This is a genomic window from Aquibium microcysteis (genome assembly GCF_014495845.1).
GTDB lineage: Bacteria > Pseudomonadota > Alphaproteobacteria > Rhizobiales > Rhizobiaceae > Aquibium > Aquibium microcysteis.
The window spans coordinates 2074840-2094034 of the sequence record NZ_CP061080.1 but is presented as its reverse complement, the minus strand read 5'-3'; the positions used below and the strand labels follow the sequence as shown (position 1 = coordinate 2094034).

The window sequence follows — 19195 nt, the reverse complement described above, 5'->3', positions numbered from 1 at the left end:
GGTTGGTTTTGGTGTCGTGCATCGCAGGCGCGACCAGTTTTGCGCTTGCATAATCTCCCTTGGGATCGGGACCTGGCAAGTCGCATGTTACCTTCGGCTGACCCCTGAACTATCAGCGCGCATCCCCCGACGCGGAGCGGGCGACCGCCTCTTTCCTCTTGTCGGACAAGGATTCTTTGGATCTCGTTTATGCCACTCGCAGGACGCCGGGCGAAATTTCTCGCGCTCGGTTCGGTCCTTGCCTTGTTTCGGACACCGATTGCCCCTATGTAGAGCCCATCGATCTTGTTGTTGAACTTTGTTTTTCGGTGCGGCGACGCACCACGGACGATCTTCCCGCTCAAAGTCGATCTCTGGACATTGCCGTGCATTCGGTGCGGCAAGTCTTCAAACGTGACCGATTGAAAGGAAATCGTCATGACCATTGGCACCGTAAAGTTCTTCAACGCCACCAAGGGCTTCGGCTTCATCCAGCCCGAGGACGGCGCTCAGGACGTGTTCGTCCATATCTCCGCCGTCGAGCGTGCCGGCATGCGCACGATCGTGGAAGGCCAGAAGCTCAGCTTCGAAGTCGTCCGCGACAAGCGCTCGGGCAAGAACGCCGCGGAAAATCTCCAGGCGGCATAAATCGCACTTCCGTTCCGTGACCACGGATGAACTGGCACGGAACGTCGAGGTGAACTGAGAGGTCGGGCTAGCGCCCGGCCTTTTTGCTATGGAGGGGCCGCCGGGAGTGATTCGGCGCGGCTCCGGGCATGGGCTCCCGCCATCGCTCCTCCCCGAATGCCGGCCTTCCGCGGTCGAGTGTTCGCCTTCCCTTTCGAGAATCCGGAGACAATGTGACTGCAATCCTTGCCGACGCCCCCGAACAGCAGAGCAGAAAGCCGTCCTGGAGCCTGCTCCTGGCGAAGTATCGCGAGCCGAGCGCATTGCGCAGCTGGTTCGAAATCGCGGTGACGGCCATCCCTTTTGTCGGGCTTTGGGCGCTCGCGGCTGTCGCGGTGCTCGACGGCCACTGGTGGGGCCTGGTTCTGACCATTCCCGCCGCCGGCCTCCTGGTGCGGCTGTTCATCCTGCAGCATGATTGCGGCCATGGAACGCTGTTTGCGCAGCGCGGCCTCAACGACTGGACCGGGCGAATCCTCGGCGTCTTCACCCTGACGCCCTATGATTACTGGCGCCGCACCCACGCCGTGCATCATGCGTCGGCCGGCAATCTCGACCGGCGCGGCATCGGCGACGTCGACACGCTGACGGTGCGGGAATATCAGGCGCTGTCCCGGTTCGGGCGCTTGCGCTACCGCCTCTACCGCCACCCGGTGGTGATGTTCGGTCTCGGCCCGGCCTGGCTGTTCCTGTGCCAGTACCGTCTGCCCATCGGCCTGATGCGCGCCGGCGCGCAGCCCTGGGTCTCGACCATCGCCACCAATCTCGCCATCGCCGTTCCGGTCGCGGCGATGATCTGGCTGGTCGGCCTGGTTCCGTTCCTCGTGGTGCAGGTGCCGATCACGCTGATGGCGGCGACGGCGGGCGTGTGGCTGTTCTACGTCCAGCACCAGTTCGAGGAAACGCACTGGTCGGAGGAGGGCGAGTGGAGCTTCCAGCACGCGGCCCTGCACGGCAGTTCGCATTATGATCTCCCGCCGGTGCTGCGCTGGTTCACCGGCAACATCGGCATCCACCACGTCCACCACCTCGCGGCGAAGATCCCGTTCTACCGCCTGCCCGAAGTGCTCCGCGACCATCCCGAACTGCGCGACATGGGCCGGATCACGCTGCTCGATAGCCTGAAATGCGTCCGGCTCGTTCTGTGGGACGAGAAGGCGCGGCGCCTTGTGTCGTTCAGGGACGCGCGCGGGCTCGCCATCGCGTGACGTCTCCGGCGCCGCGGCACGGGTCGCCCCGTCACAACCTCAGCCGCGCCCGTTCCCGCGCGCGGTAGGCCGACGGGCTCTCGCCCGTGTGCCGGGAGAAGAAACGGCTGAAATAGGCCGGATCGGAAAAGCCGAGGTCGTGCGCGATCGCCTGAGCCGGCAGGAAGGTGAAGACGAGGCTGCGGCGCGCTTCGTCCAGCAGGCGTGCCGCGATCAGGTCCTGCAGGCTGCGGCCGGTGCGCGCCCGGGCGATGCGGTTGAGATGAGCCGGCGAGATGCCGATCCGCTCGGCATAGAAGGCGGCAGGCCGGTGTTGTCGAAAATGCGCGTTGATCAGCGAGGCCAGCCGTTCGAGGCGCTGCTGGTCGCGGCTCTGCGGATCCGGAGCCGGGTCGGCGCGTGCGCCGCACGCCCGGGCGAGGTCGATCAGCGCCGCCGTCACCAGAGCCTCGGCGAGCATCATGCGGCCGATGCCGTGACCGGCGATCTCTGCGGCGATGCGGTGGAGCGAATCGACCGCCAGCCGCGCGCGCGCCTCGGCGTCCGCGACGATCCGCGGTTCGGCCGCGAAGGCCGCCAGATGCGGGCTCGCCCCGGCCGGCAGGTCGAGCCGCTCGCGCAGGACCGTGACGACGAGCCCGCCGATGTCGCGCGAGAACCGGAAGCCATGAACCACGCCGGGCGGGATGAAGATTACCGTGTCGGCACCGAAGCCGCGATAGGCGTCGCCCACCAGGACGTCTCCGGTTCCGTCCGAAATGTGCAACATCTGGAAGAAGGCGTCGTGCCGGTGCGGCCGGATTTCCCAGTCGTGCAGGCGGCTGCGCTCGGGAATCGTCTCGCAGTGCAGCCAGAAACGGCCTTCCCGCTCGATCTCCTCGCCGTAGAGCTGATAGGTCGGAACGTAGCGGTTCATCGGCGGCACGATGCCGGAGATGTTCGGATCGTGCAAGAGATTGCGCGAAGCGTCCATTGAGACGGGCCAGCGCGCGGGACAGATAGCAGAAGGACATCAACGCCGTGTCCGGCGAAGCCGCCGGGCGGGCATCACGCGGGAGGACACCATGCGCACCCAGGTCGTCATCATCGGGTCCGGGCCGTCCGGCCTGCTGCTCGGTCAGCTGCTCTCCAACGCCGGCATCGACAACGTCATCCTCGAGCGATCGACCCGGGACTACGTCCTGTCGCGCATCCGCGCCGGAGTGCTGGAGGAGGGCACCTGTGCCATGCTCGAGGAAGCCGGCGCGGCGCAGCGCATGCGGGCCGAGGGCCTGCCGCATGACGGCTTCGACCTGACCTTCGGCGGGCAGCGTCACCGGATCGACCTTTTCGGCCTGACCGGCGGCAAGCGCGTGATGGTCTACGGACAGACCGAGGTGACGCGCGACCTGATGGACCTGCGCGAGCGGACCGGCGGCAGGACCGTCTACGAGGCGGCCGACGTCGCACTGCATGATTTCGATCGCGACACGCCCTTCGTCACCTACCGGAAGGACGACGTGGAGCACCGGATCGACTGCGACTTCATCGCCGGCTGCGACGGCTTCCACGGCGCGTCGCGCAAGGCCGCTCCGGCCGCGCTGCTCAAGGTCTACGAAAAGATCTATCCCTTCGGCTGGCTGGGCATCATCGCCGAGGTTCCGCCGGTCAACCACGAGCTCATCTATGCCAACCATCCGCGCGGATTCGCGCTGTGCTCGATGCGCTCGCATACCCGCAGCCGCTACTACGTCCAGGTGCCGCTCGACGACAAGGTCGAGAACTGGTGCGACGATCGGTTCTGGGACGAAATCCGCCGCCGCCTGACGCCGGATGCCGCGGAGACGATGGTCACCGGTCCCTCGATCGAGAAGTCGATCGCGCCGCTGCGCTCCTTCGTGGCCGAGCCGCTGCGCTTCGGCCGCATGTTCCTCGTCGGCGACGCCGGCCACATCGTGCCGCCGACCGGGGCCAAGGGTTTGAACCTCGCCGCCAGCGACGTGCGCTACCTGTTCGACGCGCTGCGGGAGTTCTATGCAGAGAAGTCCATGGCCGGGATCGATGGCTATTCTGCCAGAGCGCTGCGCCGCATCTGGAAGGCGGAACGCTTTTCGTGGTGGATGACGTCGCTGATGCACCGGTTTCCCGACGACGGCGAGTTCGGCCAGAAGATCCAGGAGGCGGAACTCGACTACACGGTCAATTCGCGCGCGGCGTCGATGGCGCTGGCCGAGAACTATGTCGGTCTGCCGTACTGACCGTCGCTGCGCGGCGAGTCCCGCTCGCCGGCCGCGACCTCGCGCAGCACACGGGTGAAGCGGTCGAGGGCCGGGGAGGGGTCGCGGTCGGCCCGCAGCGTTATCCCGACGGCGCCGCGCGTCTCGGACGTGTCGATCGGCAGTCGGGCGAGGGTGCCCGCCGCGATCTCGTTGGCCACCACCCCCTCCGAGATGATCCAGATCGCGTCGGTCTCGCGCAGGAAGGCGCGGCCGAAGCTGTCGGAGACGCTTTCGATGCGGGCGCGCAGGTCGGCCAGCCCGTGCGCGACCAGCAGCCGGTCGACGAAGGGGCGGATGACGGCCGACCGCGTCGGCATCACCACCGGATATCCGCGCAGGTCCGGGAAGGCGAAGCTCGGCGCTTCGAGCAGCGGGTGGCCGCGCCGCACGACGAAGACCACCTGTTCCGAATAGAGGTGCTCGAAGGTCAGCCCCAGCATCCGCTCCGGCGCCGCCAGCCGGCCGACGACGACGTCGAGATCGCCGCGGGTGAGCTGGTCGAGCAGGACCGCGTTCTCGCCGGTGACGATCTTCAGCCGGACGTCGCTCGCCTGCAGCAGCGCGCGCACCGCTGTCGGCATGATCCGCGCCGAAACGGTCGGAAGCGCGCCGATGCGCAGCGGCGGGCTCTCGTCGGCGCCGACGCGGCGGACCGCGTCGACGCCCTTGCGCAGCGCGGCGAGGCTCGCGCCCGCGTGGCGTCGGAACTCCCGGCCCGCCGCCGTCAGCCGGATGCCGCGCCCGTCGCGCTCGACCAGGGCGCAGCCCAGTTCCTCTTCCAGCTCGCGCAGCGTCCGGGTCACCGCCGGCTGCGAGACGTGCAGCGTCTCGGCTGCACGGCCGACGCTGCCATGCCGGGCCACTTCCAGGAAGGTCGTCAGGTGGCGGGTCTTGACGTGCATGGCTGAACCATACCGGAAAAATTATCGGTTCCACCGAAATCCGGATTATTCTTAACAGCGGGCCCCTGCTATGTATACACTGACAGCCCCACGGGAGGATTCTGTGGCCGACGAAGAAGCAAAATCCGCGCGTTACCAGGAGGGCATGGCGACTCGCCGCAGCGTGCTGGGCAACGACCATGTCGACCGGGCGCAGGCGAAGAAGACTGCCTTCGACGAACCGTTCCAGGACCTCATCACGGAAGCGGCCTGGGGCCACGTCTGGTCGCGGCCGCACTGGACTAAGCGCGAGCGCTCGATGGTGACGCTCGCCCTGCTGGCAGCCCTCGGCCACCATGACGAGGTCGCGATGCATGTGCGGGCTACCGCCAACACCGGCGCGACGCCGGACGACATCCGCGAGGCGATGCTGCACGTCGCCATCTATGCCGGCGTCCCCGCCGCCAACCACGCGATCAAGATCGTGAAACAGACCCTTGCCGAGATGGAGGAGGCCAGCACATGACCGCAAGCAACGGCTTGTCCAACCAGAAGCCCGAGACGGGCTCGTTCTTCCAGCGCGACCGCGAGTGGCATCCGCCGGCATTCACGCCGCAGTACAAGACCTCGGTGCTGCGCTCGCCGCAGCGGGCGCTGATGTCGCTCGACAACACCATCAGCGAGATCACGGGACCGACCTTCGGCCACAACATTATCGGCGAGCTGGACAACGACCTGATCCTGAACTTCGCCAGGCCGGGCGAGAGCGCCATCGGCGAGCGCATCATCGTCTACGGGCGCGTGCTCGACGAGCGCGGCAGGGGCGTGCCGAACGTGCTGGTGGAGTTCTGGCAGGCCAATGCGGGCGGCCGCTACCGCCACAAGAAGGACGGCTATCTCGCGCCGCTCGACCCGAATTTCGGCGGCTGCGGCCGGACCATCACCGGCGAGGACGGCTCCTACTCGTTCCGCACCATCAAGCCGGGTCCCTATCCCTGGCCGAACGGCGTCAACGACTGGCGGCCGCGCCACATCCATTTCTCGGTCTTCGGCAACGGCTTCGCGCAGCGCCTGATCACGCAGATGTATTTCGAGGGCGACCCGCTGATCTGGAAGTGCCCGATCGTGTCGACCATCCCCAGCCGCGAGGCGATCGAGAGCCTGATCGCGCCGCTGGACATGGAGTACACGATCCCGATGGACGCCATGGCCTACAAGTTCGACCTCGTGCTGCGCGGCCGCCGCTCGACGATGTTCGAGAACCGCGTGGAAGGGAATTGATTCGCCATTCCGAACGGCGTTGAATACATAGACTACATGTATTCAACGCCGGAGACTTCGCCATGCCGACCTCGATCCGCCTCGAACCCGAAATCGAAGCCCGCCTGGATGCCCTCGCCGCCCGCACCGGACGGACAAAGGCCTATTATCTGCGGCAGCTGATCACCGAAGGGCTCGACGACCTGGAAGACTACTACACCGCGGTCGAGGTTTCGGAACGCATCCGCCGCGGCGAGGAGAGGACCTATCCACTCGAAGAAGTGATCCGCGACCTTGGCCTGGACGATTGAGCTTTCCGATACGGCGAAGAAGTCGCTGCGCAAGCTCGACCGTCAGGTCTCGAAGCGGATAGCGGAGTTTCTGCGCGGCCGTGTAGCGCTGCTCGACAATCCCCGTACCCTGGGGAAGGCGCTTCACGCGTCGCTCGAAAACTACTGGTCCTATCGCGTGGGCGACTATCGCCTCGTCTGCGAGATCAGGGACAAGACACTCGTCGTCCTGGTGGTCGAGATCGGCCACCGATCGGACATCTATCGCTAGCTCGGGAGAAGAACCATGCAATCGCTCGGCCGCCTCAAGGAAACCGCCTCGCAGACCGCGGGACCCTATGTCCACATCGGCCTGACGCCGAACTTCTGCGACATCGGCGGCGTCTATCCGGAGGACCTCGGCATCCGGATGGTCAACGACAAGACCAAGGGCGAGCGCATCACGGTCAAGGCACGCGTCATCGACGGTTCCGGCACGCCGCTGCGCGATTCGCTGATCGAGATCTGGCAGGCCGATGCCGACGGGCTCTACAATTCGCCGTCCGAGATGCGCGGCTCGGCGGATCCCAACTTCACCGGCTGGGGGCGCTGCGCGGCCGACATGGACAGCGGCGAGTTCGTCTTCCACACGATCAAGCCCGGCCGCGTGCCGTTCCGCGACGGCCGGCCGATGGCGCCGCACATCACCTTCTGGATCGTCGCGCGCGGCATCAACCTCGGCCTGCACACGCGCATGTATTTCGGCGACGAGGTGGAGGCGAACGCGCAGGATCCGATCCTGCAGCGGGTGGAGCACAAGGTGCGCGTGCCGACCCTGATCGCCCCGCGCGACGGCGACGTCTACACCTTCGACATCCACCTGCAGGGTGACCGCGAAACCATCTTCTTCGACATCTGAGACCGCGTGTCCTTCATGTCCGCATCGCCCTTCGAGCACCCATTCCTCAGCGGTCTGCTGGGCGATGCGGACATGGCGCCGTTCTTCTCCGTCGAGGCGGACGTCGGCGCGATGCTCGCCTTCGAGACGGCGCTCGCCAGGGCTGAAGCTGCCGAAGGCATCGTCCCCGCCGCGGCCGCGCACCGCATCATCGATGCGCTCGCGGGCTTCGAGCCCGACCTTGCGGCGCTCCAGGCCGGCGTCGCCCGCGACGGCGTGGTCATTCCCGACCTCGTGCGCCAGCTCCGGGCGGCGGTCGGCGACGAGGCGGCCGGCTTCGTCCATCTCGGCGCGACAAGTCAGGACGTCATCGACACCGGCCTCGCGCTGCGCCTGAAACCGGCGCTCGCCCTCCTGGGCCGCCGTCTCGACGCCGTCGTCGGTGCGCTCGACGCGCTGCAGGCGCGGGACGGCGCGATCGAGGTGATGGGTCACACCCGCATGCAGGCGGCGATCCCGGTGCCCGCGGCGCGCAAGATCGCGAGCTGGCGCGATCCGCTCGCCCGCCACCGCACGCGGCTCGATGCCGTCGCGGCCGGCGTCGCCATCCTGCATTTCGGCGGCGCGGCCGGAACGCTGGAAAAACTCGGCGACAAGGCCGGGGCCGTGACACGGCGGCTCGCGGATCTGCTCGACCTTGCCCCCGTCGACCGCCCACGCCACAGCGAGCGGGACGGCGTCGCGGAACTGGCGTCCTGGCTGTCGTTCGTCACCGGAAGTCTCGGCAAGATGGGCCAGGACGTCGCGCTCGCCGCGCAGAGCGAGGTGGGCGAGATCAGGCTGTCGGGCGGCGGCGGCTCGTCGGCGATGCCGCACAAGGTCAATCCGGTCGGCGCCGAGACGCTGGTCACGCTGGCGCGCTTCAACGCGACGCTGCTTTCGGGCATGCACCAGTCGCTGGTGCATGAGAACGAGCGTTCGGGTGCGGCCTGGACGCTGGAATGGATGCTGCTGCCGCAGATGGTGATGGCCGCGTCCACCGCGTTGCGGCATGCCCGGGCGCTGGTCGGGCAAGTCGCGTTCAGGCCCTTGGAGAACGGCGCCGTCGGTGCGCCCGCCAGGGACGCCCGCTCGTGAAGGAGCGCTGGATCGTCGCCTATTGCGGCGTGCTGATGTCGATCTCGTCCTTCTCGGTCGACATCACGCTGCCCTCCTTTCCTGCCATGGTGGGCGACCTCGGTACGCGGTTCGAGCTCGTGCAGTGGACGATCACGTCCTACATGATCGGCGCCGGCATCGGCCAGCTGTTCTGGGGATCGGCGTCCGACCGGTTCGGCAGGCGGCCGGTGCTCGCTTCCGGACTGGGGCTCTTCCTGCTCGGCTGTCTCGGCGCAGCCTTCGCCTCTTCGATCAGTCTCATGCTCGCCTGCCGGGTGCTGCAGGGGCTGGGCGCGGCTGCCGCGATCGTGTCGTCGCGCGCCATCATCCGCGACCGCTTCGCGGGCGAGGATCTGGCACGCAACCTCGCGCTTGCGACCGCCATCTTCGCCGTCGGCCCCATCTTCGCGCCGCTGCTCGGCGCCGGCGTCGCGGCGCTCGCCGGCTGGCGCTTCATCTTCCTCGGCCTGTCGGTCTTTGCCGCCGGGCTGCTGATCGTGCTCGTGCCGCTGCCCGAGACCCTGCGAACGCGGGCGCCCGATGCGATGCGGCTCACCGTCTTCGCGCAGCGGTCGCGGCGTCTGCTCGCGCATCCGCAATCGCGCTACTTCGTCTTTCTGTCGGCGGTCGTGATGGCCTCGATGCTGCTCATCCTGGCCTCGACGCCGCGTATCTACGAACATGCCTTCGGGCTGAGCGGGACGACCTTCGCCGTCTATTTCGCGTTCCACGGGCTCGGCATCGTCCTCGGGCAGGCGGCGAACCGCCGGCTGATCCGCAGCGTCGGCATCGTCAACGCGATGATCCTCGCCAATCTGGTCCTCGTTGCCTCGGTGGCGCTGATGCTCGGCTTCATCGTCGCCGGGATCATCAGCGCCGTCCTGATGACGGCGCTGATCACGCTCTTCGCCACCAGCTACCTGATCGTCTATTCCAACGCGGCCGCCATGGTGCTCGACCCTCATGGCGACATCGCCGGCTTCACCGCCGCCTTCTACGGCTTCGTCAGCCAGATCGGCTCGGCGCTGCTCGTCTCGGCTCTGGTGGTGCTGACGGGCGACAGCGTGGCGGGCTTCGCCACGGCGCTGCTGGCGATCTGCCTCGTCAGCCTGGCTGCCCTGCTGGCCTGGCGTCCGCGGGGCTGATCACTTCAGCTTTTCTTCCAGCCAGGTCCTGATCAGCGCCTGCCGGGTGATTCCCAGCCGCTGCGCTTCGATGTCGAGACCGTTCACCATCCAGGTCGGAAGCTCGACGTCGACAAGCGTGGGCTCGCGGTTCGGTCGTCGGGCGGTGGACCAGTCGAAGTATTCGGACACATCCTCGCCGTCGTCGAATTTCTTGTCGAGTTCAGTCGCTGATATTCGTTTCATAGGCCTTGACCTCTGTCGTCCGCGACCGGCGGACCGATATCAACCGCAACCGGCCGTTCCGGATCGTGCAAACCGCAGTCCAACTGACGCCGCCGATCCGGCCGATGGCAAAGAAGCGATTTTCCTCACCGGATCTAGCTTCGATCTCCAAAAGGTCATCGTCCTTCCCGAGAGCCTTCGCTTCCTCGAAGTCGATGCCGTGCTTGTCCTTGTTCGACGCGCTCTTGGCGGGATCGTACTCGAATTCCATGACGGCGAACCATACCATTGAGATGGTATGGCCGCCATCCGGCGTCCAGTCAGACCGCGTTCATCGTCAGCAGCTCGTAGGTCGCCACCTGCTCGCCGTTCTGGTTGGTCACTGCCACGTCCCAGCGCACCTCGCCATGGCCGGGGTTGCGCAGCGTCTTCTCCTTGGCCGTCAGCCGCACCTTGAGCGTGTCGCCGGGCGAGACCGGCTTGGTGAAGCGCAGGTTGTCGAGGCCGTAATTGGCGAGCACCGGCCCCGGCGCCGGGTCGACGAAGAGGCCGGCCGCGAAGGAGAGGATCAGGTAGCCATGCGCCACCCGGCCGGGGAAGAACGGGTTCGCCTTCGCCGCCTCCTCGTCCATGTGGGCATAGAAAGTGTCGCCGGTGAACTCGGCGAAGTGCTCGATGTCGGCCAGCGTCACCGCGCGCGTCGCGGTCTCCAGCGTGTGGCCGATCTCCAGTTCGCCGAAGGACATGCGGAACGGGTGAACGTCCTTCCTGAGCGTCGTCGAGCCCTTCACGAAGCTCCTGGTGATGCCGGCGAGCAGGTCCGGGCTCGCCTGGACCGCGGTGCGCTGCATGTAGTGCATCACGCCGCGGATGCCGCCCATCTCCTCGCCGCCACCGGCGCGGCCGGGGCCGCCATGCACGAGATGGGGCAGGGGGGAGCCGTGCCCGGTCGCTTCCTTGCCGGTGTCGCGGTTGGCGAAGTAGAGCCGTCCGTGGAAGGCGCCCGACGCGATCACCACCTGCCGCGCCACCGCCGGGTCTTGCGTGAACACCGAGGCGACCAGCGAGCCCGCGCCGCGGTTGGCGAGCGCCGTCGCATGGTCGAGGTCGCGATAGGCCATGACGGTCGAGACCGGGCCGAAGGCCTCCACCGAATGCACCTTCTCCGCGCCGTCCGGGTCGTCGCAGGCAAACAGCATCGGCGACACGAAGGCGCCGGCCTCGACGTCGACGCTCGCGGGCGCGAACCCGTCGCCGCCGAAGACGCAGCGCGCCTCGGTGCCGATCAGCCGCGCCTTCTCCAGCACGTCCTCGCGCTGCGCGAGGCTCGCCAGCGCGCCCATCCGCGTGCCTTCCGCGCGGGGATCGCCCACCGGCGTCTTCGCCAGCTTCTCGCTGATCGCAGCGATCACCGCCTCGCGGTGCGCCGCCGGCACCAGGATGCGGCGGATGGCCGTGCATTTTTGGCCGGCCTTGGCCGTCATCTCGCGATGCACCTCGCGCACGAAGGTGTCGAACTCGGGCGTGCCCGGTGCCGCGTCGGGGCCGAGGATCGTCGCGTTGAGCGAATCCTGCTCGGCCACGAAGCGCACCGCGTTGTCGAGCAGATTGCGGTTGCCGCGCAGCATGCCGGCGGTCGCCGCCGACCCGGTGAAGGAGACGACGTCCTGCGAGCCCAGCCGGTCGATCAGGTCGCCGGTGGAGCCGGCCACGAACTGCACGGCGCCCTCCGGCAGCAGGCCGGACTCGATCATCATGCGGAAGGCGGCCTCGGCCAGCCAGGCCGTCGCCGAAGCCGGCTTGACGATCGCGGGCACGCCGGCCAGCAGCGTCGGCGACAGCTTTTCCAGCATGCCCCAGACCGGGAAGTTGAAGGCGTTGATGTGGAGCGCCACGCCCTGCAGCGAGGTCGCCACGTGCTGGCCGAGGAAGCTGCCGGTCTTGCCGAACTGTTCGATCCCCGGCTCGACGTAAATCACGTCGTCGGGAAGCTCGCGCCTGCCCTTCGAGGCATAGACAAACATCGTGCCGATGCCGCCGTCGATGTCGATCATCGAATCGGCCTTGGTGGCGCCAGTGTCGTAGGACAGTTCGTAGAGCGCCTCGCGCCGCTCGTTGAGATACTGCGCCAGCCCCTTCAGCATCGCCGCGCGCTGATGGAAGGTCATCGCCCGCAGCGCCGGCCCGCCGACGCTCCGCGCATGCGCGGTCATCGCCGCGAAATCGAGCTCGGCGCCGAGCCGCGCCACGACACGGCCGTCGACGGCGCTCTTCAGGTCGGTCAGCCGTCCGGACGGGGCGACCCAGCGGCCGGCGGCATAGCTGTTCAGGGCGAGGATGGTCATGATGCGGCTCCTGGTATCTGGTGATTTGTGGCCCTACCGGGCCGTCTGCACTCCGTCGCACCCCCCTCTGCCCTGCCGGGCATCTCCCCCTCAAGGGGGGAGATCGGCAGCTTTGGCGTCACCGCCGCTCCTGCAATGGTGGCGATCGGGCGAAGCCGGTGGTGCGCGTGATCCCCCCTCTTGAGGGGGAGATGCCCGGCAGGGCAGAGGGGGGTGTCGTAGAGCACGGACCTAACCCTGTCCCACCCGCCCAGGCAGGCTCGCGAACCCGCGAAACCGCACCCGCCCCGTCCGCTTCGGCGTCCCCGCCAGCGCGAAATCCGGAAGCCGCGCGAGGAAGCGCGAAATCGCGATCCGCCCCTCCATCCGCGCCAGCGAGAAACCGGCGCAGAGATGCGGTCCCTGCGCGAAGGCGAGGTGGCGATTGGGCTTGCGCGACAGGTCGAGCCGGTCGGGATCGGCGAACTGGCGCGGGTCGCGGTTGGCGGCCCCGATCGCCAGGTGGATACGCGTGCCGGGCTCGATCGTCTCGCCGTGGAAGGCCGTGGCCTCCACGCTCATGCGGTTGCCGAGCTGGTTGGGGCTCTGGAAGCGCAGGACCTCGTCCACCGCCGTGTCGATCAGCGCGGGCTCGGCGATCAGCCGGCGCCGCTCGTCCGGCCACTGCGTCAATTCGTGCAGCGCGTTGCCGATCAGGTTGGTGGTCGTCTCGTGGCCGGCATTGAGGATGAAGATGCAGTTCTGAAGGAGCTCGGTGTGGGAGAGCAGTTCCCCGTCATTGCCGGCGATCAGCCGGGTCAGAACATCGGTGGCGGGATCGCCGGGCCTGGCCCTGCGGCGCGCCGCGAGGTCGCCGAGATAGGCCTTGAACTCGCTCACCGCGCGGTTGCCGCGCTCGACCTGCTGCGGGCTCAGCACCGGCTCCAGCGCGCCGAGGATCGCCAGCGACCAGTCGCGCAGCGGCCCGCGCTCCTCGTGCGGCATGACGAAGAGGTTGCCGATCACCTCGAGCGGGATCGCGGCGGCGAAATCCTCGATCAGGTCGGCCTCGCCCTTCTCCTCAAGACGGTCGAGCAGGCCGTCGACCAGCGCCACCAGCCCCGGCTCCATGGCCGCGATCGCCCGCGGCGTCAGCGCGCCCATCATGATCTTGCGCACCCGGGTGTGCAGCGGCGGGTCGTTGAAGACGAGGCTGGTCGTGTGGTGCTCGTAGAGCGGCGTGCGGCCGAATTTCGGCAGGAATTCCACCTTCTTGTCGGACGAGAAGGTCTTCGTGTCGCGGTAGACGCGGTCGAGGTCCTCGTGGCGCGACAGCATCACCGATCCGTCGGCGAAGCGCTTCAGCGGCGCGTGCTCGAGCAGCGCGCGATAGACCGGAAAGGGATCCTCCGCGAAGCCCGGCGGCATCGCGCCGATGTCGAACGCCTCGGCGAGGCTCCTGTCCGCCTGCATGTGCTCCGCTCCTCCCAGCGTGCGGAAACGCTGGCCGCGCTTCCACCGCGAGTATTATTGACCGGCCGGCCGGTTTATGCAAGTCTTCCCGCCATGCGCTCGGGAGGAGCGCGAGCGGGGAGGCTCCTATGGCATTGTCGGCAGACGAAATCGCCAGGCGCTCGGCAGACGCCATGTGGGCGCGCGACGACGCTTCGAAATGGCTCGGCGCCAGCCTCGATGCCGTCGGTCCTGGCACAGCCACGCTGTCGATGACGGTCGAGAAGCATCACACCAACGGCCACGACATCTGCCATGGCGGCTTCATCTTCACGCTGGCGGATTCGGCCTTCGCCTTCGCCTGCAATTCCTACAACCAGCTGGTCGTGGCGCAGCACAACGTGATCACCTTCCTCGCGCCCGGCCAACTCGGCGACCGACTCACGGCGACCGCCCGCGAGGTCGCTCGTTCCGGCCGTTCGGGCCTCTACGACGTCACGGTACAGAACCAGTCCGGCCGCCTGATCGCGGAGTTCCGCGGCGCGTCGCGCGCCATCGAAGGCCGGCATTTCGACGAGAACGCAGGTTGAGCGCGCCTCGCGGGGCCGCGCCGGGGAGGATGGGATGAAGGACCTGACACCGAGACGAGAGGACCTGGATCCGATCGAGATCGCCTCGCGCGACGAGATCGCCGCGCTCCAGCTCAACCGCCTGAAATGGTCGCTGAAGCACGCCTACGATAACGTGCCGCACTACCGCCGGGCCTTCGACGCGGCGGGCGTCCACCCGGACGACCTGAAGCAGCTCTCCGACCTGAAGAAGTTCCCCTTCACCACCAAGCACGACCTGCGCGCCAACTACCCCTTCGGCATGTTCGCCGTCCCGCGCGAACAGGTGGCGCGCATCCATGCCTCGTCGGGCACCACCGGCAAGCCCACCGTCGTCGGCTACACGAAGAACGATCTCGCCGTCTGGGCCGACTGCGTGGCGCGCTCGATGCGCGCGTCCGGCACGCGTCCCGGCGACATCGTCCACATCGCCTATGGCTACGGCCTGTTCACCGGCGGCCTCGGCGCGCATTACGGCGCCGAGCGGCTCGGCTGCACCGTCGTGCCCGTCTCGGGCGGGATGACCACGCGCCAGGTCACCCTCATCGAGGATTTCAAGCCGACCACCATCATGGTCACGCCGTCCTACATGCTGTCGATCCTCGACGAGTACCGCGCGCAGGGTCTCGACCCGCGCCAGAGCCCGCTTCAGGTCGGCATCTTCGGCGCCGAACCCTGGACCAACGCCATGCGCGCCGAGATCGAGGATGCCTTCGACATGCATGCCGTCGACATCTACGGCCTGTCGGAGGTGATGGGCCCCGGCGTCGCCAACGAATGCGTCGAGACCAAGGACGGGCTGCACATCTGGGAAGACCATTTCTATCCCGAGATCGTCGACCCGATCACCGGCGACCCGGTCGAGGATGGCGGGCAGGGCGAGCTCGTCTTCACCTCGCTCACCAAGGAAGCCTTCCCGATCATCCGCTACCGCACGCGCGACCTGACACGACTTCTACCCGGCACGGCGCGCAGCATGCGGCGCATGGAAAAGATCACCGGCCGCTCCGACGACATGATGATCCTGCGCGGCGTCAATGTCTTCCCGACCCAGATCGAGGAGCAGATCCTGGCGATCGAGGGGCTTGCGCCGCATTTCCAGGTCGAGCTGACGCGCGAGGGCCGCATGGACGAGATGACGGTGCATGTCGAGGCGACGATCACGCATGGGACGGACGATGCGCGCAAGGTCGCCGGCCATGCCCTGCGCGAGCGCATCAAGGACGTGGTCGGCGTGACCGTCCGGGTCAACGTCACGGCGCCGGAAACCGTCGCGCGCAGCCAGGGCAAGGCGCAGCGCATCGTCGACAACCGGCCGAAGGGTTGAGCGTGGCGCCGGCCATGCACTACCGCGCGGACAGCCGGGCAAGCGCGCTTTCCACCGTCGGGTCGGCGTCCTGATGGCGCGCACGCGGGCCAGGGACTACGACGAGAAGCGCCTGTCGCTGCTGCGCCAGGCCGCCGCCGTCTTCGCGCGCGACGGCTACGACCGCGCCTCGATGGCGGGTCTCGCCGCCGAATGCGGCGTGTCCAAGGCGCTGTTCTACCACTACTACGCCTCCAAGGAGGCGCTGCTCTTCGACATCATCAGCACCCATCTCGAAGAGCTCGTCGAGGCCGTGGAGGCGGCCGACGATGCCGGACTCGATCCCGAACTCCGGCTGGCGCGGCTGGTCGGCGCGCTGCTCGAGGCCTACCGCGATGCCGACGCCGAGCACAAGCTGCAGATCGGCACCATGCAGATCCTCCCCGAGGCCGAGCAGGCGCAGCTCAAGGCGCTGGAGCGCCAGCTCGTCGCCCGCTTCGCCGAGGCGATCCGCGCCGTGGCCCCCGAAGTCTTCGAGCACGCGCCGTTGCTCAAGCCCGTCACCATGAGCCTCTTCGGCATGACGAACTGGTTCTACATGTGGTTCCGCGAGGGCGGACCGGTCAGCCGGGCCGACTACGCCCGGCTGGCGACCTGGCTCCTCGTCGGCGGCGTGCGGGACCTCGCCGGCCGCTAGCCCGGGATGCGGCCCTGCCGCTCGGTGGCCGCAGCCGCCTTGCCATGGCCTTCGCCGCCATGGCATCTCAGGGCCATGGATGCCACCACCGACCCGGCCAGGACTGCGCTCGAGCGGATGATCGACCGCCTGCACGCGCGCGGACGGCTGCGCGTCTGGTCGCTGGTCGTCACCGTCTTCGGCGACGCGGTCGCGCCGCGCGGCGGCCAGGCGCCGCTGTCGCTGCTCCAGGACCTGTTGCTGCGGCTGCGGATCGAGCCCGGCGCGGTGCGCACCGCGATGTCGCGGCTCGCCGCCGACCATTGGGTGCTGCGCGAGAGGGAAGGGCGCAACAGCTTCTATCGGCTGGCCGAAGAGGGTCGCCATGCCTTCGATCTCGCCACGCGCCGCATCTACGCCGCCGGTCCGCCGGCATGGGACGGACGCTGGATCGTCGCCGTGTCGCCATCGGCCGGCGAGAGTGCGCGCCGCAGCGACCGCGACCGCACCATGCGTGATCTCGGCTTCGTGCCGACCGGAACAGACAGCTGGATCAAGCCGCACACGGAGGCTGGCGATCCCGCCACCGGCCTGCCGTCCGGCCTTCTGGTGATCGCGGGTGAGGCGCAGCGCATTCCCGAGGGCGTCACGCGGCTCTGGTCGCTCGACGGCTGCGCCGCCGGCTACCGCACGCTCTGCGCCGACCTGTCGCCGCTCGCCCGCGCGCTCGCCGGCGGTGCGGCGCTGTCGCCGCTCGACGCGACGGCCGCGCGCATCCTCGTCAACCACGGCTGGCGCCGCCTCGTGCTCCGCGATCCCGGCCTTCCCGCGGCGCTGCTGCCGCAGGACTGGCCGGGCGAGGAGGCGAGGGCGCTGGTGCGCGGACTCTACGGCCGCCTGGCAGCGCCCAGCGAAGCCTGGCTCGACGCCGCCGGCCTGCCCGCCCAGGCGCGGCCGGAGCGGTTCAGGGGGCGGTTCGGGGGGATCTGAGGGGAGGGCGGCGCGATCGCCGGTCGCATTTCGCGCGTCTTTCCCGCTCAGCGGGCGGGTGTGCCACCCGCGGCCGACATTCTCGGGCTTGTCCCGAGGATCTGCGGACCTTGGAGCCGGAGCATTGCCGACGTCGCATGCGGCAGTAAGACCTGCCTGACCTCGAACTCCGGCAGATCCTCGGGACAAGCCCCATACGCGCTAACATAGCGTTGACGGTGCATTCGGCGCGTGATTCGTTTGGCGCATGAATGATTCGCTGCACGCCATGAATTGGGACGAGCTGGTCGCGCGACTGGGCTCGGAGGAGGAGTTGACGAGGAGCGCGCGGGAGGCGGGTGCGCTGCTTCGAAAGCGGCAGGTGTCCAGCGCCACAATTCTGTTGCGGTTGTGTTTCGCCTATGTGCTGGGGCGGTTTTCGCTTCGCACGCTGGCGGCCTGGGCCGAGCAGCGAGGCCTGGCGTCGATGTCCGACGTGGCGATGCTCAGGCGGCTGAAGGCCAGTGCCGACTGGGTGGGCGACCTGGTCTCGGACCTGCTCGCCGAGCGCTGCCCCGAAGCCCTGGCCGGTTCGAGCGGCGGACTGCGGATAATGGCGGTCGACGCCACGGTGGTGGCGCCGCCCGGACCCAAGCGGGCCTATTGGATGGTGCATACGGTGTTCGACCTCTCGAGGCTCAGGCTGTGTTCGGTGGACGTGACCGATCGGCATGATGCCGAGCGGTTGTCGCGCGGCGTCGTCCAGGCCGGCGAATTGCGGATCGCCGATCGCGCCCACGCCAGGGCGGACGATCTGGCTCGGGTGGTCGAGGCTGGCGGCGCGTTCCTGGTTCGCGCCCCTTCGACCCATCCGCGCCTGCTGGATGGGGAGGGTCGGCTGCTGGATCGTCTGGCGCTGTGCCGCGAGGCGGGCGAGAAGGGCGTGCTCGATCGGCCGGTGAGGGTCCAGGACCGCAAGTCGAAGGTCGAGGTGGCCGCCCGGGTGGTGATCCTGCCCCTGCCGCCCGAGGCGGCGGCGAAGGCCAGGCGCGCGGCGCGCCGTCTGGCCGCCAAGGCGGGGTACGAGCCCAGCGAGGCCGGCATCGAGATGGCCGGTTGTCTGGTGCTGCTGACGTCGCTCCCGTCGGACGGCTGGCCGCCCGAACGGCTCGCCTCGACCTATCGGCTGCGATGGCAGGTCGAGCTGGCGTTCAAACGGATGAAGTCGCTGGTGGGCCTGGAAGACCTCCGCGCAAAAGATCCCAACCTGGCGCGCCTGTGGATCAACACCGCCCTTCTGGCCGCCCTGCTGACCGAAGACGACCTGCCGGCCCTCGGTCCCGAGGCGCCGGACTCTCTCCCCCTGGCCGCCTGAACCGGGCCGCCCTGCCGATCTGGCGTCTCGCAGCCATGGCGCTCGCCAACATCTCCCTGGCGGTCTTGCAGGGACCAACCAGACGGATCCCCATCGACCGTCTGCTCCACCGACTGCGCGAGCCACCGCGACGACGGCGCGCAATTGCACATCGGCAGCTATGTTAGCGCGTATGGGGACAAGCCCGAGGATGACGGCCCTGGAGCCGCGGCGGCTGCGGAGGTTGGCAGAGGTTGTCAGAAAACCAGGATCGCCGAATCCTCGATGTCGCAGCGGTAGCTGTCGACGAGCCGATCGTGCGTGCTGAAACCGATCTCGGTGCCGGGAAATGCGTCTTCTATGTCCTGGCACGGTCCGAGAAGATCCATGATGTCGTCATCGCGGCCGCGCTCGAAATCGGCAAGCAGATCGATGTCGCTGTCCGGCCGCGCCTCGTCGCGCGCATGGGAGCCGTAGAGATAGAGCGCCACGACCCCGCTGTCGCGCAGCGCGGGTTCGAGGCTCTTCAGGCGCGCGATGACGGCATCCCGGTTCATGG

General features: G+C 68.1%; 22 protein-coding genes. 15 read left to right on the top strand and 7 right to left on the bottom strand.

All coding sequences use genetic code 11. From position 1 onward, the window contains the following. The first annotated feature begins 417 nt into the window (after positions 1-417). Positions 418-627, top strand: coding sequence for a cold-shock protein (locus tag IAI54_RS09655; RefSeq protein WP_187972139.1), 210 nt, complete (start codon positions 418-420; stop codon positions 625-627). A 212-nt stretch (positions 628-839) separates the two neighbouring features. After that, a complete protein-coding gene (locus IAI54_RS09650; protein WP_235679310.1) occupies positions 840-1874 on the top strand; it encodes a fatty acid desaturase in 1035 nt (344 codons plus the stop codon). A 31-nt stretch (positions 1875-1905) separates the two neighbouring features. Here the strand turns inward: IAI54_RS09650 and IAI54_RS09645 are convergent, their stop codons facing one another. Continuing rightward, on the bottom strand, positions 1906-2847 hold the full coding sequence (locus IAI54_RS09645) for a helix-turn-helix domain-containing protein (protein WP_235679309.1): 942 nt from the start codon (positions 2845-2847) through the stop codon (positions 1906-1908). 91 nt (positions 2848-2938) lie between these two features. Between IAI54_RS09645 and pobA the strand changes: the two genes are divergently transcribed. Further along, positions 2939-4111, top strand: a complete 1173-nt coding sequence (pobA, locus tag IAI54_RS09640) for a 4-hydroxybenzoate 3-monooxygenase (protein ID WP_187972137.1) — start codon at positions 2939-2941, stop codon at positions 4109-4111. On the opposite strand, the gene pcaQ is transcribed toward pobA, so the two are convergent. Further along, positions 4090-5034 (bottom strand): pca operon transcription factor PcaQ, encoded by a 945-nt coding sequence (gene pcaQ / locus IAI54_RS09635; RefSeq protein ID WP_187972136.1) that lies wholly within the window; start codon positions 5032-5034, stop codon positions 4090-4092. The genes pobA and pcaQ overlap by 22 nt on opposite strands. 145 nt (positions 5035-5179) lie before the next feature. Here pcaQ and pcaC point away from each other — a divergent pair, with 145 nt between their 5' ends. The 7 genes from pcaC to IAI54_RS09600 all read left to right on the top strand — a co-directional run bounded on the left by pcaC (position 5180) and on the right by IAI54_RS09600 (position 9743). Next, a complete protein-coding gene (gene pcaC, locus IAI54_RS09630; RefSeq protein WP_420838301.1) occupies positions 5180-5539 on the top strand; it encodes a 4-carboxymuconolactone decarboxylase in 360 nt (119 codons plus the stop codon). Further along, positions 5536-6294 (top strand): protocatechuate 3,4-dioxygenase subunit beta, encoded by a 759-nt coding sequence (gene pcaH / locus IAI54_RS09625; protein WP_187972134.1) that lies wholly within the window; start codon positions 5536-5538, stop codon positions 6292-6294. Before pcaC ends, pcaH begins: the two co-directional genes overlap by 4 nt. Positions 6295-6356: 62 nt before the next feature. Further along, on the top strand, positions 6357-6584 hold the full coding sequence (gene relB, locus IAI54_RS09620) for a type II toxin-antitoxin system RelB family antitoxin (RefSeq protein ID WP_187972133.1): 228 nt from the start codon (positions 6357-6359) through the stop codon (positions 6582-6584). Next, positions 6568-6834, top strand: a complete 267-nt coding sequence (locus IAI54_RS09615) for a type II toxin-antitoxin system RelE family toxin (RefSeq protein ID WP_187972132.1) — start codon at positions 6568-6570, stop codon at positions 6832-6834. The genes relB and IAI54_RS09615 overlap by 17 nt, the downstream gene beginning before the upstream one ends. A gap of 15 nt (positions 6835-6849) precedes the next feature. Beyond that, positions 6850-7461 (top strand): protocatechuate 3,4-dioxygenase subunit alpha, encoded by a 612-nt coding sequence (pcaG, locus tag IAI54_RS09610; protein ID WP_187972131.1) that lies wholly within the window; start codon positions 6850-6852, stop codon positions 7459-7461. Positions 7462-7476: 15 nt separating this feature from the next. Beyond that, positions 7477-8577, top strand: a complete 1101-nt coding sequence (locus tag IAI54_RS09605; protein ID WP_187973089.1) for a 3-carboxy-cis,cis-muconate cycloisomerase — start codon at positions 7477-7479, stop codon at positions 8575-8577. Then, positions 8574-9743 carry an MFS transporter gene (locus tag IAI54_RS09600; RefSeq protein ID WP_187972130.1) on the top strand — a complete coding sequence of 390 codons (1170 nt, stop codon included), beginning with the start codon at positions 8574-8576 and terminating at the stop codon, positions 9741-9743. Before IAI54_RS09605 ends, IAI54_RS09600 begins: the two co-directional genes overlap by 4 nt. Here IAI54_RS09600 and brnA read toward each other — a convergent pair whose 3' ends face one another. The 4 genes from brnA to IAI54_RS09580 form a co-directional block, all read right to left on the bottom strand. Further along, positions 9744-9968: a type II toxin-antitoxin system BrnA family antitoxin gene (brnA, locus tag IAI54_RS09595; RefSeq protein WP_210321229.1), complete on the bottom strand. Its 225-nt coding sequence runs from the start codon at positions 9966-9968 to the stop codon at positions 9744-9746. Beyond that, positions 9946-10218 (bottom strand): BrnT family toxin, encoded by a 273-nt coding sequence (locus IAI54_RS09590; protein ID WP_187972129.1) that lies wholly within the window; start codon positions 10216-10218, stop codon positions 9946-9948. Before IAI54_RS09590 ends, brnA begins: the two co-directional genes overlap by 23 nt. A gap of 49 nt (positions 10219-10267) precedes the next feature. Continuing rightward, entirely contained in the window at positions 10268-12292 is a 2025-nt protein-coding gene (paaZ, locus tag IAI54_RS09585) for a phenylacetic acid degradation bifunctional protein PaaZ (protein WP_187972128.1), read from the bottom strand. A gap of 231 nt (positions 12293-12523) precedes the next feature. Next, positions 12524-13744 (bottom strand): cytochrome P450, encoded by a 1221-nt coding sequence (locus IAI54_RS09580; protein ID WP_187972127.1) that lies wholly within the window; start codon positions 13742-13744, stop codon positions 12524-12526. 128 nt (positions 13745-13872) lie between these two features. Between IAI54_RS09580 and paaI the strand changes: the two genes are divergently transcribed. The 5 genes from paaI to IAI54_RS09555 all read left to right on the top strand — a co-directional run bounded on the left by paaI (position 13873) and on the right by IAI54_RS09555 (position 18657). Beyond that, positions 13873-14313 carry a hydroxyphenylacetyl-CoA thioesterase PaaI gene (gene paaI / locus IAI54_RS09575; protein WP_187972126.1) on the top strand — a complete coding sequence of 147 codons (441 nt, stop codon included), beginning with the start codon at positions 13873-13875 and terminating at the stop codon, positions 14311-14313. A 34-nt stretch (positions 14314-14347) separates the two neighbouring features. Beyond that, the gene (gene paaK / locus IAI54_RS09570) at positions 14348-15658 is read left to right on the top strand and encodes a phenylacetate--CoA ligase PaaK (protein ID WP_187972125.1); all 1311 of its coding nucleotides are present in this window, start codon (positions 14348-14350) and stop codon (positions 15656-15658) included. Between the two features lie 73 nt (positions 15659-15731). Then, on the top strand, positions 15732-16334 hold the full coding sequence (locus IAI54_RS09565; RefSeq protein WP_187972124.1) for a TetR/AcrR family transcriptional regulator: 603 nt from the start codon (positions 15732-15734) through the stop codon (positions 16332-16334). Between the two features lie 75 nt (positions 16335-16409). Further along, positions 16410-17303 (top strand): PaaX family transcriptional regulator, encoded by an 894-nt coding sequence (locus tag IAI54_RS09560; protein ID WP_187972123.1) that lies wholly within the window; start codon positions 16410-16412, stop codon positions 17301-17303. Positions 17304-17550: 247 nt separating this feature from the next. After that, the gene (locus IAI54_RS09555) at positions 17551-18657 is read left to right on the top strand and encodes an IS4 family transposase (protein WP_187972122.1); all 1107 of its coding nucleotides are present in this window, start codon (positions 17551-17553) and stop codon (positions 18655-18657) included. A 236-nt stretch (positions 18658-18893) separates the two neighbouring features. Here the strand turns inward: IAI54_RS09555 and IAI54_RS09550 are convergent, their stop codons facing one another. Continuing rightward, complete coding sequence (locus IAI54_RS09550) at positions 18894-19193, bottom strand: nucleotidyltransferase family protein (protein WP_187972121.1); 300 nt, start codon at positions 19191-19193, stop codon at positions 18894-18896. Between the last annotated feature and the right edge of the window lie 2 nt (positions 19194-19195).